Origin of the sequence: Endobacterium cereale, from assembly GCF_009617585.1 — a bacterium.
Taxonomy (GTDB): domain Bacteria; phylum Pseudomonadota; class Alphaproteobacteria; order Rhizobiales; family Rhizobiaceae; genus Neorhizobium; species Neorhizobium cereale.
Map to the genome: position 1 here is coordinate 286680 of NZ_WIXI01000051.1, position 13440 is coordinate 300119.

At 59.1% G+C, this 13440-nt stretch carries 16 protein-coding genes; 6 read left to right on the forward strand and 10 right to left on the reverse strand.

What is annotated here, in order from left to right; genetic code table 11:
• Positions 1–93 precede the first annotated feature (93 nt).
• The gene (gene soxR, locus GAO09_RS27580; protein ID WP_153359872.1) at positions 94–609 is read left to right on the forward strand and encodes a redox-sensitive transcriptional activator SoxR; all 516 of its coding nucleotides are present in this window, start codon (positions 94–96) and stop codon (positions 607–609) included.
• A 211-nt stretch (positions 610–820) separates the two neighbouring features.
• On the forward strand, positions 821–1348 hold the full coding sequence (locus GAO09_RS27585; protein WP_153359874.1) for a hypothetical protein: 528 nt from the start codon (positions 821–823) through the stop codon (positions 1346–1348).
• A gap of 18 nt (positions 1349–1366) precedes the next feature.
• Here GAO09_RS27585 and GAO09_RS27590 read toward each other — a convergent pair whose 3' ends face one another.
• The gene (locus tag GAO09_RS27590; protein ID WP_153359876.1) at positions 1367–1975 is read right to left on the reverse strand and encodes a DUF2026 family protein; all 609 of its coding nucleotides are present in this window, start codon (positions 1973–1975) and stop codon (positions 1367–1369) included.
• A gap of 306 nt (positions 1976–2281) precedes the next feature.
• Here GAO09_RS27590 and GAO09_RS27595 point away from each other — a divergent pair, with 306 nt between their 5' ends.
• Positions 2282–3379 carry an AbrB family transcriptional regulator gene (locus GAO09_RS27595; RefSeq protein ID WP_324184655.1) on the forward strand — a complete coding sequence of 366 codons (1098 nt, stop codon included), beginning with the start codon at positions 2282–2284 and terminating at the stop codon, positions 3377–3379.
• A gap of 126 nt (positions 3380–3505) precedes the next feature.
• Complete coding sequence (locus GAO09_RS27600) at positions 3506–3769, forward strand: DUF982 domain-containing protein (RefSeq protein WP_153359878.1); 264 nt, start codon at positions 3506–3508, stop codon at positions 3767–3769.
• Between the two features lie 9 nt (positions 3770–3778).
• Here the strand turns inward: GAO09_RS27600 and GAO09_RS27605 are convergent, their stop codons facing one another.
• The 9 genes from GAO09_RS27605 to GAO09_RS27645 form a co-directional block, all read right to left on the reverse strand.
• Positions 3779–4261 carry a hypothetical protein gene (locus GAO09_RS27605; protein WP_153359881.1) on the reverse strand — a complete coding sequence of 161 codons (483 nt, stop codon included), beginning with the start codon at positions 4259–4261 and terminating at the stop codon, positions 3779–3781.
• Positions 4248–4592 carry a hypothetical protein gene (locus GAO09_RS27610; protein WP_153359883.1) on the reverse strand — a complete coding sequence of 115 codons (345 nt, stop codon included), beginning with the start codon at positions 4590–4592 and terminating at the stop codon, positions 4248–4250. Before GAO09_RS27610 ends, GAO09_RS27605 begins: the two co-directional genes overlap by 14 nt.
• Complete coding sequence (locus tag GAO09_RS27615; protein WP_153359885.1) at positions 4541–4876, reverse strand: hypothetical protein; 336 nt, start codon at positions 4874–4876, stop codon at positions 4541–4543. Before GAO09_RS27615 ends, GAO09_RS27610 begins: the two co-directional genes overlap by 52 nt.
• On the reverse strand, positions 4873–5247 hold the full coding sequence (locus GAO09_RS27620) for a hypothetical protein (protein ID WP_153359887.1): 375 nt from the start codon (positions 5245–5247) through the stop codon (positions 4873–4875). The genes GAO09_RS27615 and GAO09_RS27620 overlap by 4 nt, the downstream gene beginning before the upstream one ends.
• Positions 5248–5460: 213 nt before the next feature.
• Positions 5461–5658 carry a heavy-metal-associated domain-containing protein gene (locus tag GAO09_RS27625; protein WP_153359889.1) on the reverse strand — a complete coding sequence of 66 codons (198 nt, stop codon included), beginning with the start codon at positions 5656–5658 and terminating at the stop codon, positions 5461–5463.
• A gap of 58 nt (positions 5659–5716) precedes the next feature.
• Positions 5717–6121, reverse strand: a complete 405-nt coding sequence (gene cueR / locus GAO09_RS27630; protein ID WP_153359891.1) for a Cu(I)-responsive transcriptional regulator — start codon at positions 6119–6121, stop codon at positions 5717–5719.
• On the reverse strand, positions 6118–8532 hold the full coding sequence (locus tag GAO09_RS27635) for a heavy metal translocating P-type ATPase (protein ID WP_153359893.1): 2415 nt from the start codon (positions 8530–8532) through the stop codon (positions 6118–6120). Before GAO09_RS27635 ends, cueR begins: the two co-directional genes overlap by 4 nt.
• Positions 8533–8651: 119 nt before the next feature.
• The gene (locus tag GAO09_RS27640; protein WP_153359895.1) at positions 8652–9758 is read right to left on the reverse strand and encodes a helix-turn-helix transcriptional regulator; all 1107 of its coding nucleotides are present in this window, start codon (positions 9756–9758) and stop codon (positions 8652–8654) included.
• 131 nt (positions 9759–9889) lie between these two features.
• Entirely contained in the window at positions 9890–10348 is a 459-nt protein-coding gene (locus GAO09_RS27645; protein WP_153359898.1) for a YcgN family cysteine cluster protein, read from the reverse strand.
• A 225-nt stretch (positions 10349–10573) separates the two neighbouring features.
• Here GAO09_RS27645 and GAO09_RS27650 point away from each other — a divergent pair, with 225 nt between their 5' ends.
• Entirely contained in the window at positions 10574–12814 is a 2241-nt protein-coding gene (locus GAO09_RS27650) for a transglycosylase domain-containing protein (protein WP_324184813.1), read from the forward strand.
• 336 nt (positions 12815–13150) lie between these two features.
• Complete coding sequence (locus GAO09_RS27655; RefSeq protein WP_153359900.1) at positions 13151–13390, forward strand: hypothetical protein; 240 nt, start codon at positions 13151–13153, stop codon at positions 13388–13390.
• Positions 13391–13440 lie beyond the last annotated feature (50 nt).

The following is a 13440-nucleotide window of genomic DNA, read 5'->3' on the forward strand; positions in this document are numbered from 1 at the left end:
CGCCTTCGAATTGGGAAACGCGATGCAGAAAGCGCTGCCATTCCCGAAAACCATGCTGTACGATCTCAACCTTACTTGAGGTCAAGAGACAAAATGACGAAATCGGAACCACCGGGGCATCGGTCTGCCGTAGAAGGAAAAAATGGTATCAAGGCCACGAACGGGCGTCGTGCAGGCGATGGCGTCAGCGTCGGTTTTGTTGCAGAACGCTCCGGCGTCGCCGTTTCGGCGCTGCATTTCTACGAGCAGGAAGGCCTGATCCGCAGCTGGCGCAACGGCGCCAACCATCGACGTTACGACCGCGATGTGCTGCGGCGGGTGGCGGTGATCCGGGTGGCGCAAAAGGCCGGCGTGCCCCTGAGGGAAATTGCCAGTGCGCTTGCGACCTTGCCACAGGGACGTACGCCGAATGCCCGTGACTGGGAACGTCTGTCGACCGGCTGGAAGGCTGAACTGGATGCCCGTATCGAGCGACTGACGAAACTGCGCGACGAACTGACGGGCTGCATCGGTTGCGGCTGCCTGTCGCTCAAACACTGTCCGCTCAGAAACCCGGACGACCAACTGGCGGCCGGCGGACATGGGCCGGTCCTTCTCGATGCCGGTTGAGGCGACGCATACCGCCCGAAATATGTCATCCAACAGAGCATCAACAAAGTAACATAAGGGCCAATGCACCATCCGTTTTCACGAATGCATCAACTCCTGAAGGCGACCCTTCTTCCGGCGCTTTTGACGCTGGCACTTGCGCCCCTCATATCGACGCCTGCCGATGCCGCAACCTGCAAGGAACTCTTGACGAAACCGCCTCAGACATTGTGTGTCGACGCCTGAGATCTACCGGTATCTCAACGACATCAATGAGGCCGGATGCGAAAAGCTCGACCAAGAAGAATTCAACCGCGTTGTCGATGCAATGGAAACGAACATGGTTTCCGACACACTCCTCGAAACGCGTCTTCTGGCTGGTCAGGGAGGGCTGAGTGATGACATCTCCAAGGCTTATCTGAAGCAATATTCCGACGCCGGCTTGTCTCTGGACGAGAACGCCATTCTGCCCTTGATCGATATTGCATATTATCGATGCCGAGGCGACACGACCTGCATTCAGGGTGACGTTCTGTCCCGAACGGCAAATTTCAAGCTGACGAAACTTGCGTCTTGCCTATACGCAATGCCCGGCAAGTGCAGCCCTACCGAACTCCCACAAGACTATTTCTTCCTCAATGAGCTGACGCTTGCCGGCTTGGAAAACCGTCAGGCAGCATTTGCCAAACAGAAACAGCACGTCTGCAGTCGATTTGGCGGCAACTGCAGCGAGGCGAGGAGTTCATCGGACATAAAATGATCGGGCAGCCTTTGAGTGTCACCAGCTGCCGGTCAGCATGTTGCCCGAAAGCGCAACCGTGTTCGTCTCGCCATCGCTGGTGCTGATGACAAGCGACCCGGTCATATGCCGCGGCGATTTGCGGAACCAGCCTGCCGCCACTGACGCGAGATCGCCGATCGCCCCATGTTTGTGCCAGTCGGCGAACCGCCGGGACATGGCTTCCGCTTCCGCCTGATAAAAGAAATCGCCGGACTGTTTCAGATCATTGATGCCGGCTGCCATGCTGGAGAGCGGACGCTGGAACATTTTGGCTGGCACTGCGAGTTCTGCGGCCGCCTGCGGAAAGGCCGGCGCCATGAAGTCTATCGCCCATCCGTCGGCCTCCACCCAGCAGTGAAAATTCTCTCCGGCTCCGGTCACGTAACCATCCTCTCGATGGTCCGCGAACAGCATCAGTTTACCGCCGAGATTATAGGCCACCAGACCGCCGCTTGGCTTGGCCTTGATCTTGTAGTGGTGCTCCAGAATGAACGCGCCGAAGGTGGCGAAATACATCGCAGCCGTTGCCGGATCGGAATTGTTGGCGGAAAGCAGGCTATGGATCACCCTGTAAATCCGATGGTAGTCGCTCTGCTTGATCAACATGGTCTTCGTCCGATAGTTTCGTTTATTGAGCGCTGACTATGCGAGAGTGGCCGCAAAGTAAACGCCGACTTCGGGAACCCACACGCGGATCGGATACCGCGCCACCGGCCACAACCTGAAATTTGCTTCATGCGGCACTGCAGCATCAGTCTCATCACGGATTGATGGCATGACATCGTTTTTGGCTCGTCGCTGTCTTGCGCCTTCATGGGGAAAGTGATTACCACAAGGCCTCTTTACCTCATGCGAAACGCCGGTCTCTTCCCCGCTGCCGGATATCCGTCCGCTGCATCCACGGAGCATGCCTTGACCGATAAACATCCAGCAGGCCGCGCCTTTAAGGCAAAGCGACCTGCCACATGGCCTGTGTCCATGCGCTGGGCAGCCTTGCTCCTCGTCTCCGCCATCCTGGTGTTCCTACTTGAACTCGTGCATCTGCCGGCTGCCCTGCTGCTGGGGCCAATGGCGGCGGCTGTGCTGATGGCAACGATGGGCGGCGGCGTTCGCATCGGCAGCCAGAGTTTTACCGCTGCTCAGGGCATCGTCGGCATGATGATCGCCAGCAACATGCCTCTTTCGCTTTTCAGCGAACTGAAATCCGACTGGCCGATCTTTATTGTCGGGGTATTCTCCACCGTCGCGGCTGCCGCCTTCCTCGGTTGGCTGATGGCCCGGACAAAACTTTTCCCCGGCACCACGGCGATCTGGGGCTCCTCCCCCGGTGCAGCCGCCGCAATGACGTTGATGTCCGCCGGTTACGGCGCGGACATGCGCCTGGTTGCCTTCATGCAATATGTGCGCGTCGTCTGCGTTGTACTTGCCGCCACCATCGTGGCGCGTTTCATGGGTGTAACGATCGTTGAGGAGCAGGCAACGGTCTGGTTTCCCGCGGTGGACTGGCCCTCCTTCGTTGTGACCGTTGTCGCGGCGCTCGCTGCGGCATGGGTCGGCATGCGGCTGAAACTGCCGGGCGGCCCGCTTCTTCTCCCGCTTGCATTGGGCATGGCGATGAAATTTTCCGGCCTGCTGCCGATCGTGCTGCCGCCATGGATATTGGCGGCCAGTTTTGCGGCGATCGGTTGGGGCATCGGCATGCGGTTTACCCGCGATGTCGTGGCCCACGCTGCCCGCGCCCTGCCTCGTGTGCTTCTCTCGGTCTTTGCGCTGATCGCGATCTGCGGCTGTTTTGCCGCTGGCCTTGTGCATTTCGCAGGCATCGATCCGCTGTCTGCCTATCTCGCAACCAGCCCGGGCGGCGCAGACAGTGTCGCCATCATTGCAGCCTCCACCAATGTCGACGTGCCTTTCGTCATGGCCATGCAAGTAACACGTTTCATCTTTGTTGTTGTCACTGGCCCCGCCACTGCCCGTCTCCTGTCACGGGGATCAAAGACACAAGTATAATGTGACACAAAATCTTATTCGGCATTTTATTAGTTAAATCGAATTTAACAAGACAGTCGATTCCACCCATGGTATTTTAAGGGTGCGACCTGATTTGCGAGCGCATGGCGCCGGGAGGCTTTGGCTATGGACGCAGTTGTCAGAATAGATTTTGAATTGAGATGGAGTATGCCCGTCTATGTCTTGAGTGACGACGGCACGGAACAACCGATTTTCGGGCCACATGATGCCCTTCGCTACCTGCGTGAATATTCGGCCCAGGGCCCGACAGGGACTTATCAACTGGCAATCGACGCGTGCGAACGCTGCATGAACAGGGAAATCGACCGGGCTCTGGCGCGAGCTGTGTTCGTGGTGGCCTATACCAATTTTGCGATGCTGCGAATGTAGTGAAACGCTTCAATTCTCTGGTTTGGGGATCGTCAGGCATTGGGCCCTGCCGTCGATGATCACCGCGAAATCGAGACAGGTACTTCCCATTTCCATGGCGCAACGGCTGACCAAGGCCGAATAGTCGTCGGCGCTGCAATCTCCGGCACAGCGCGCTCCCATCAGGCGCGAACCCTTCATGTCAGTGAAATAAAGGGCCATGATCCCCGCCCCTGAGGCAGGCGCATCAACTGTCTCAAACTCCCTCAGCAGCCTGTTCATCACCTCCTGCGAACCATAAAGCTGCGGCGACAAACTGTAGCCCAGGCGTTCTTGCATCATGTCGGTGAAACGCCCGTAATCCCTGCCTGACACGTCTGGAGGGCATTGAAGGGGAAGAGGATTGGCTGCAAGGCCATGTGCGTTTGCCACCATGAACGCAGACAACACATAAAGAGCTGGCCGGATTTTGATCAGCCTGTTGGCAACTGAGCCAATGTCAGCCGGTAACATTCATTCGCCCTCTCTCTATATCGGCCGGCCAGAACACCAGACTTGAAATCACGATGCACAGACCCGGCGCGACCTGAAGCAAGCTTGTTTCCGGATCGCCAGAAGCATAGCGGAACAGCAGCCAGATCGGGCCCGCCGTATAATAGGCAACCAGCGCGACCATGACCGCCTTGCGCGAATAAATGTCGATACAGCGGCCGCAGAACAGCCGCGCCAAAGCGGAACCGATAATCGCCCCGGCACACATCAGAAGCGACGTATGAAGCAGGCCGTACCGACTCATGACGACCTCGCCGGATGCAAAAGAGCCGGCGTAGGTATTCGCCAGCATGATGATGAGAACACCGATGATGGCAGCAGCACCGGTCGGACCGTCAGCTCGGCAAACGACGGCGGTTCTTTCCCGGCAGGAGCTTCGTCCGGCTCTGCGGCGCGGGTCAAGAGAGACCGGGCGCTATCCAGATCGATCTCGTTGACGTAAATGCCATACCAGCCACGTGAGGTCAGATGACCACTTCTCACCGCATGGATACCATAGGCATCGAGCATGGCGATGGTCGTCGCCGCTTCGGCTTGCTGCTCCAACTCATTGAGCAAAACCATATCAACGGTCATGGCCGAGATCCCTCGACATGACTGGCCACCGGTGCCCTGTTGCCCGGCCGGAAAAACACAAGGCTGGCGAGGACGATGCAAAGAAATGGAGCGGTCTGTAGCGCCGTGACCGCCGGATCAGCCGCGAACCGCGAAACTGTAATACCGGGCAGCGAGGCACCGTAAAGGACGACGAGAACAATCAGGACCCAGAGTCTGGAATAACCGGGAAACAGCCGGTCGCAGACACGCCGCGACACGAAGATGCCAATGATGCCCCCGGCCGACAGGAGCAGTGACATTTGCGCCAGCCAGTGGAGGCGGATCGAATTCCGCGCCATGCCACTGCCGATAAACATGGCCACAAAAGCGCACAAGGCGACGACGATCACGGCAGCAAAAATCGCTGCAACGGTCCTGGCGGTTGTTATGGCAAATCGTCGATATACGTTTCGATCCAAACAGATCCCCTTTCACTCAAACGCCGGCCAGCGGCCGGCGTTTGAGTGCAAATATGGGCGGTATCGGCAATACGCCCAGCCTCACCGGCATCTCCTGCAACAGAGGGGCTGGTCCGGCTGACGAAATGCCATGTTCATCAGGGTTCAGGCTGCCCGTTCCGGCGAATACCCGGCATCGAGGATCGCCTCTTCGGCTTTTGCGGCATCACCCTCGACCGTCACTTTATGTGAGGCCAGATCAATCGCGATGGCTGCATCCGGCAGTGCTTCGGCAAGCGCACCGCGTACGGTCTTTTCGCAATGGCCGCAGGTCATGTCGGAAACGGTGAAAATGGCAGTCATGTCTGTATTCCTTATAAGTGCTTGCAATGGGATTGGTCTTCGTCTGCCGGGGAACCCCTTAGCCTTTTGCGGCGCTGTCGCCCGCCAGATCATCGAGGATCGGGCAATCGGGCCTATGGTCGCCGCCGCAGCAATGGGCGAGATGCTTGAGTGTATTCACCATGCCCTGCATCTCGGCGATGCGGCGTTCGAGGTCATCGATGTGGCTCGTGGCAACATCCTTGACGGCGGCACTGGTGCGGCTCTTGTCCGCCCAGAGCTTCAGCAGCGTCTCGGTCTCTTCCAGCGAAAAACCCAGCGAACGGGCGCGCTTGATGAACCTCAGAACATGCACCTGACCACCGTCATAGACCCGGTAATTATTGCCGGTTCGGGCGGGTGGAGCGATCAGGCCGATCTCCTCGTAATAGCGGATCATCTTTGCCGAAACGCCGGAGGCTTCGGCCGCCTGTCCGATATTCATGTCGCACCTCCAATCTTCACGGTCTTCAGCCTCAGCGCGTTGGCAAGCACAAACGTGCTGGACAGCGCCATGACAGCGGCCCCGATCATCGGCGACAGCGTCAGACCGAAAGCCGGATAGAACAGGCCGGCGGCCAGCGGGATCAGCGCCACATTGTAACCAAAGGCCCAGAAGAGGTTCTGGCGGATGTTCCGCATCGTCGCGTGACTGATGGCGATGGCAGACACGACACCCGCCAATTCACCACCGACCAGAACCACATCCGCGCTTTCGATCGCCACATCCGTGCCGGTGCCGATGGCAATGCCGATATCGGCTTCGGCCAGCGCCGGCGCATCATTGATGCCGTCCCCGACAAAGGCAAGCTTCCGCCCGCCGGCACGCAGGTCGAGGATCGCGGCCACCTTGCCGTCCGGCAGGACTTCCGCCACAACCTTTTCGATGCCGACCTGAGCCGCGATCGCCTTAGCCGTACGGCCATTGTCCCCGGTGACCATGGCCACCTCGATGCCTTGCGCCTGCAGTGCCTTGATTGCCGCAGCACTGGATGGCTTAAGAGGGTCGGCAACCGCGATGATCGCTGCCAGCTTGCCGTCAATCGCAGCGTAAAGCGGCGTCTTGCCTTCGTTACCCAGCCGTCCCGCGGCTTTTGCAAAAACATCCACCGACAGGCCGAGCTTTTGCATGAAGCGGTCGGCGCCGACATCAACGCGGTGGCCGTTCACTTCCGCCGAAATTCCATAGCCGGTAACCGACGCAAATTGTTCGGCCTCAGCGAGCACAAGCCCGCTCGCCTCGGCAGCCTTGACGATAGCCTCGGCGATCGGATGCTCGGAGCGGCTTTCCACCGCCGCCACGACAGCGAGAACATCATCCTCGGCAAAATTGTCCGCGACAATCAGATCGGTCAGTTCCGGCCGCCCCTTGGTCACGGTCCCGGTCTTGTCGACCACGACGAGATCTATGTCGGAGAGCGTCTGCAACGCCTCTCCTTTGCGAAACAGCACGCCGAATTCGGCCGCACGCCCGCCACCGACGACAATCGATACCGGCACGGCGAGGCCCATGGCGCATGGGCAGGCAATGATCAGCACGGCGACCGCGCTGATCAGCGCATGTATGAGCGTCGGTTCGGGACCGACAAGGAACCAAACGACAAAGGTAGTAACGGCAAGCGCCATCACCGCCGGCACGAACCATGCCGTCACACGATCGACCAGTGCCTGGATCGGCAGCTTTGCCCCCTGCGCCTGCTCCACCAGCCGGATGATGCCGGCAAGAACGGTATCGCGCCCAACCTTTTCCGTCCGAAACCGGAAGGAACCGGTGCGGTTCACGGTGCCGCCGGTCACAACAGCGCCCGCAGTCTTTTCCACCGGCAGAGGCTCGCCCGATATCATCGATTCATCGATATTCGACTGGCCGTCGATGACAACGCCATCGACGGGAATACGCTCGCCGGGACGGATGACGATGGTATCTCCGACAACGACATCACTCGCGACAATATCGATTACCTGACCGCCGCGCTCCACCCGCGCCGTCTTTGCCTGCAGTCCGGCCAGTTTCCTTATAGCCTCGCCGGTACGGCCGGTCGCTCGCGCCTCGAGCAGACGACCGAACAGGATGAGAGTGATGATAACGGCGGCGGCTTCGTAATAGACGTGCCGGGCGTCATAGGGCAGCAGGTCTGGCGCAAAGGTTGTCACCAGTGAATAACCGTAGGCCGCCAGCACACCGACAGCGACAAGCGAATTCATGTCCGGATGTCCACGGACAAGCGCCGGCAACCCGAGACGCAGGAAACGAAAGCCCGGCCAGAACATCACCACCGTCGCCAGAACGAAATAGAGGTAGTTGAGGTTTTGCGTCTCGATCACCTCCATCAACCCGTGATGGAAAGGTTCATAGGCATGGCCGGTCATTTCCAGCACGAAGAGCGGCAGCGTGAACATAAAGGCGATGATGAGATCACGCCTGAGAGCCGTCTCCTCACCGGCATGCATATGAGAATGGTCGTGGCCCGAAGATCCGGCCACCTCGTCATGCATGGCTTGCCCGGTTTGGTGATCGTGCCCGCCATGCGATCCCGGCACCTGATCCGCCTTGTGGTCATCGGGAAACGGTGCCCCCTCACGCCCCGCCTCACGCAGCGCCACCCGCATGGCACCCGGCGGAATGTCATAACCCAGCTTGTGGATCGTCTTTTCCAGCTTCTCGGGATCAAATTCCGCGCCCGTTTCCACGGTCAGCTTTTTCGTGGCGAAATTGACGACGCTCTTTTCCACCCCCGGCACCTTGGCAGCACCCGTTTCCACCCGTCGCACACAGGAGGCGCAGGTCATCCCTTCAACGGGAATGGTCAGTGGTTGGAAGCGGACAGGTGTCGGATTGGGAACATGCTGGTTCATGGGATGCGATCCTTTCGCGACCCCATGTAGGCCTTCCCATTATGGGAAGGTCAAGGGCATGCGAAAGGATAAAGCGTCGCAGCAACATTCGGCACGAAGCCTCTGTGTTTGAACAGAAGTCAGAAACCGCCCTGACCGCTGCCCGGTGCATTCAGGCCGGACAGCAGCAACACCAGTTCCGCCTGCCGCGTCGTGCCGGTCTTGTGCATGATGCGCTTCAGGTGCGAGCGGGCGGTTTCAACGGAAACGTTCAGTGATGCTGCCACCATTTCCGGCGTATGGGCCATGGCTATGCCACGCGCAACGCGCGCTTCGGCCGGTGTGAGATCGAACAGGCCACACAGCACGCGCATGTCCGGTGGACCGACCTGACCGACTTCGGTAACGGCGAGAACAGCCATGGCGCGCGAAAAGATATCGCGCGCGGCGCGTCGGATGGGCAGCAGATGCAGGATGAGAGGCGTCACGCCATCCTCGCCCAGCATGGGCACGGATTGAACGGTCGGCTCAGCCTGCGCCCGGTAACGGGCAATCGCTTCCTCCAGCAGCACACGGGCACCGGCACTTTCCAGCACCAGCCGGTTTCCGGCTGTGGTGCGAATACGCGGTGACAACGCTTCAAGCTCCGGGTTCATGGCAAGAACCTGGCCCGCATCACCGATGACCGCAGCCGGCAGACGCAGCATGGACAAGGTCTCGGTCATGGAGCGGGCTTCCTTGAAGGCCAGACGGGAAGCCATATAGGCGGCGCGCGAAATATCCGGCTTCAGAAGGTTGAGGTGCTGGAGTTGCTCCGGCGAAAAATGGTCGAGCCCGAAGGCCCGCATCAGCGAGATGACAACGATATGTCCGGTCGGCTCCTGAAAAGCGTAACCCGCCTCCCATTCCATGCCGTGAGGATGGATAAAATCGCGATTGATGGCATCACTCGCATATTCCTCGGCCGACATCAGATCCGTTGTACGCGCAAAGGAGAACGGAAACCGCTCCATCGCCCGGATCGGCCGCAGATTGTTGAAGCGATGCTCGCTCTCGATGAACCCGGCAAAGGCCTCGGCAATATTGGGGGTCGTCACAAAACGATGCTTGCCCAATGTATCGACCGTAAAAATGGATGCCGTCGAAGACCCCACCGTATCCGCCAGCGCCGTACAGGCATCCCCCCACAGTTCAGGTATCATTGCCGCCTCGTAGAGACGATCGGCCAACGTGCTTTCAGCGTTCATTGCTCACCCAGGATACCCGGCCCGACCTCAGCCGAGCCCACTTCTTGTAACGCTCGATCAGCAATCAGTATATCAGCAAAATGGCGTAAGCATCCGTATGTTCCCACGGGGTGATCTGGCAAAAGTCAATTTCAGGCCTTTTCGCCCACATGCAGCGGCCAGTCGACCAGATAGTTTTCAAAATCATCGACATCGACGTCTTTCTCACTGACCGTGCGGTCCTTCGCCGAAATACCGGCAATATGAACCGTCTCCGGGTCACCGGAAATCAACGGATGCCACCATTTCAGATCCTCGCCATCGCGCACGAGGCGATAACCGCAGGTCGGCGGCAGCCAGGGAATTTCACGAACTTCCTGCGGCGTCAGCTGGATGCAGTCAGGCACGGTGGCCTGCCGGTTGGGGTAGTCGGAACAGCGACAGGTCGAACCGTCGAGCAGCCGACAGGCAACGGAAGTAAAGGCCACCTCACCGGTTTCCCAATCCTCAAGCTTGTTGAGACAACAGAGACCGCAGCCGTCACACAGGCTTTCCCATTCGACAGGGGACAGCTCTTCCAGCTGTTTCGTCTTCCAGAATTGATCGACCATAACTTGTTTTATTTTCGCAACGCGGATCGCAAATAATCATCCAGAAAGCGAGACCAGCGGCGCGTCCTATCTCGCCGGTCAACCTTTTATAAGCTAATGCTTCCTAAGGGAGATGCTGGCAGCTTTTGATCCTTCCTGAAGGAAGCGTCAAGACTCGGATGCAAATCGATACGAGGGAGCACCGGCGTGCAGAGCGACAATGGCTCCAAAGAGAGCCCAAACACAGTGCCGGACAAGGGTTCCCGGGCCAATGCGCCCGAAAAGGACCGGCCGCGCCGGAAGCGGCATTTTTTCCTGAAGCTCGACAGCTGGATTGATTCGACCATCTGGAACCTCGGCTTCAAGCTGGCGGAAACATGGGAAGAGATCACAATCTTTTTCCGCCGTTTTCGCGTGCGCGGGTGGAAGCGCCTCGGTTTCGAATTTGCAGGCGAAGCCATGACGTTCGGCACGGCCGGATCTGTCGTCCTGCTGACACTCGCCCTCCCCGCATTTGAGGAAACCAAGGAAGATTGGCGCAACCGCGGCGATTTTGCAGTCACCTTCCTTGACCGATATGGCAACGTGATCGGTCACCGGGGCATCATCCACGAGGATTCCGTACCCGTCGATGAATTGCCGGATCACCTGATCAAGGCCGTTCTGGCAACGGAAGACCGTCGCTTCTTCGACCATTACGGCATCGATTTCATTGGCCTTGGTCGTGCGCTTTCGGAAAACGCAAAGGCTGGCGGTGTCGTGCAGGGCGGCTCGACGCTGACCCAGCAGCTGGCCAAGAACCTGTTCCTGACCAATGAACGGTCCATCGAGCGCAAGATCAAGGAAGCTTTCCTGTCGGTCTGGCTGGAAGTGAACCTGTCGAAAAAGGAAATCCTGTCGCTCTATCTCGATCGCGCCTATATGGGCGGCGGCACGTTCGGGGCGGCAGCGGCTTCGCAGTTCTATTTCGGCAAGAACATCACCGAGGTGAACCTCGCCGAAAGCGCCATGCTGGCCGGACTGTTCAAGGCACCGGCCAAATATGCGCCGCACGTCAACCTGCCGGCCGCGCGCGCGCGCGCAGCGGAGGTGCTTACCAACCTCGTACAAAGCGGCATGATGAGCGAAGGCCAGGTCGTAGCCGCCCGCCGCACCCCGGCAACGGCGATCGACCGCGCCGAAGTGATCGCACCCGACTATTTTCTCGACTGGGCCTTTGACGAAGTACAGCGACTGGCAGCAACGGGAAAAATCCATCAGCGCTCGGTCGTCGTGCGCACCACGGTCGATACCGGCCTGCAGCAGGCAGCCGAAGCGGCCGTCGAATCCGGCCTTCGCGAATTCGGCGACAGCTACCGCGTCAAGCAGGGTGCGCTTGTGATGATCGAAAACGGTGGCGCGGTCCGCGCCATGGTTGGCGGCCGTGACTATGGCGAAAGCCAGTTCAACCGCGCCACCAAGGCACTCCGCCAGCCCGGCTCGTCGTTCAAGCTATTTACCTATACCGCAGCCATGGAGCGCGGCTTCACACCGGAAACGATGATCTCGGACGCGCCGATCACCTGGCGTGGCTGGTCGCCGCAAAACTATGCGCGGTCCTACAAGGGCAGGGTCAGCCTGCTGACGGCGATGGCTCAATCATTGAACACCGTGCCCGTCCGTCTTGCCAAGGATGAACTCGGCACCGACGTAATCGCCGATACCGCCATAAAGATGGGCGTAGAGACACCGCTTCGCCGCGACAAGACCATTCCGCTCGGCACCTCGGAAGTGACCGTGATGGATCAGGCCACAGCCTATGCAGTCATGCCGGCCGGAGGCCTTCAATCGCGCCGTCACGGCATCGAACAGGTCATCAATTACGAAGGCCAGGTGCTTTACGACTTCAATCGCGACGAACCATCGGCCCAGCGTGTTGTTTCCGAACAGGCAATGTCGTCGATGAACCGCATTCTGACCCAGATCCCGGTCATCGGCACGGCGCGGCGCGCCGCGCTCGATGGCGGCGTCGTCACCGCTGGCAAGACCGGCACGTCGCAAAGCTACCGCGACGCGTGGTTCATCGGTTATACCGGCAACTATACGGGTGCCGTCTGGTTCGGAAACGACGATTTCACCTCGATGAACAACATGACGGGCGGCGCGCTGCCTGCCATGACGTTCAAGAAACTGATGGATTATGCGCATCAGGGCATCGAGCTTCGCCCTATCCCCGGCATCGAAAACCCGTTGCCGCACGGCAATCATGCCACCGGCCCGGCCGTTGCCGATGCCGGACACAAGAACGGCGACACCACATCGCCGGCACTGATGCGTCCCCGTACGCTTTCAGCCGAAACGGCGCGTGTTCTGCGCGGCATTTCCGAAAGCCTGAAGGGTGCTGGACCGGTCGTTGCCGGCACCGCTGCGGGCACGGTGTCCGACACAGTCCCCGCCCGTCCGCAAACGGCAAAAGTCACGCCGATCAGACTGGATGTGAAACCTTGAACGAACCGGCCATTCCCACGAAATCTCGATAGATGAGAGGATGGTCGGCACTAAGCATGCGTAAAACGATGTTGAGGCGAGCTCGTCTTTGCGTCACGCTGCTGATTGCGACGGCGGCGCCCGGAGCTGCGAAAGCAAGCTGGCTGGATTGGTTCTTTCCACCAATGAAGTTTTTTGCAAGCCGACCAACTCTCGACGGAAACGATCGACCTGCATTGCGATTACGAGGCTTTGCGGCAGACAATACGCGCAAGGCAGAAAAAAACTCGCTCATCCGATTGCGAGACGATACTGTCTGCAGGTCCACGCCGCGACGACGACAGCTATTCCCGCTTGATGGCCAACAAAGAAATCCGAACACATCTTGTGGCGGGGCAGGAAAGCATCGTCTTCGTTTCGCAGAATTTCACCCGGATCGCCTTGCTGGATCTCGATCGCCCAACCACCGCCAACATATATCTCGGAGGCATGGGAGCCTGTACCCGAGAGACCGGAAACTCATGCATGTCTGTTCTGTTTTATGACGGAGACAAGGCGCATTGCCTTCTTTTTACCGCCAAGGACATGGGTGGCTGACGCTGTGAGCCGCAGGCGCCTTTAGCGGCGACGGCGGCCACCATGGACAT

Excerpts from the sequence above, each read along its gene's own strand:
- soxR (WP_153359872.1), top strand. The coding sequence starts at position 94 with ATGACGAAATCGGAACCACCGGGGCATCGGTCTGCCGTAGAAGGAAAA.
- GAO09_RS27590 (WP_153359876.1), bottom strand. The coding sequence starts at position 1,975 with ATGTTGATCAAGCAGAGCGACTACCATCGGATTTACAGGGTGATCCAT.
- GAO09_RS27600 (WP_153359878.1), top strand. The coding sequence starts at position 3,506 with ATGGACGCAGTTGTCAGAATAGATTTTGAATTGAGATGGAGTATGCCC.
- GAO09_RS27605 (WP_153359881.1), bottom strand. The coding sequence starts at position 4,261 with ATGTTACCGGCTGACATTGGCTCAGTTGCCAACAGGCTGATCAAAATC.
- GAO09_RS27610 (WP_153359883.1), bottom strand. The coding sequence starts at position 4,592 with ATGCTGGCGAATACCTACGCCGGCTCTTTTGCATCCGGCGAGGTCGTC.
- GAO09_RS27615 (WP_153359885.1), bottom strand. The coding sequence starts at position 4,876 with ATGACCGTTGATATGGTTTTGCTCAATGAGTTGGAGCAGCAAGCCGAA.
- GAO09_RS27625 (WP_153359889.1), bottom strand. The coding sequence starts at position 5,658 with ATGACTGCCATTTTCACCGTTTCCGACATGACCTGCGGCCATTGCGAA.
- cueR (WP_153359891.1), bottom strand. The coding sequence starts at position 6,121 with ATGAATATCGGACAGGCGGCCGAAGCCTCCGGCGTTTCGGCAAAGATG.
- GAO09_RS27635 (WP_153359893.1), bottom strand. The coding sequence starts at position 8,532 with ATGAACCAGCATGTTCCCAATCCGACACCTGTCCGCTTCCAACCACTG.
- GAO09_RS27640 (WP_153359895.1), bottom strand. The coding sequence starts at position 9,758 with ATGAACGCTGAAAGCACGTTGGCCGATCGTCTCTACGAGGCGGCAATG.
- GAO09_RS27645 (WP_153359898.1), bottom strand. The coding sequence starts at position 10,348 with ATGGTCGATCAATTCTGGAAGACGAAACAGCTGGAAGAGCTGTCCCCT.
- GAO09_RS27655 (WP_153359900.1), top strand. The coding sequence starts at position 13,151 with ATGGCCAACAAAGAAATCCGAACACATCTTGTGGCGGGGCAGGAAAGC.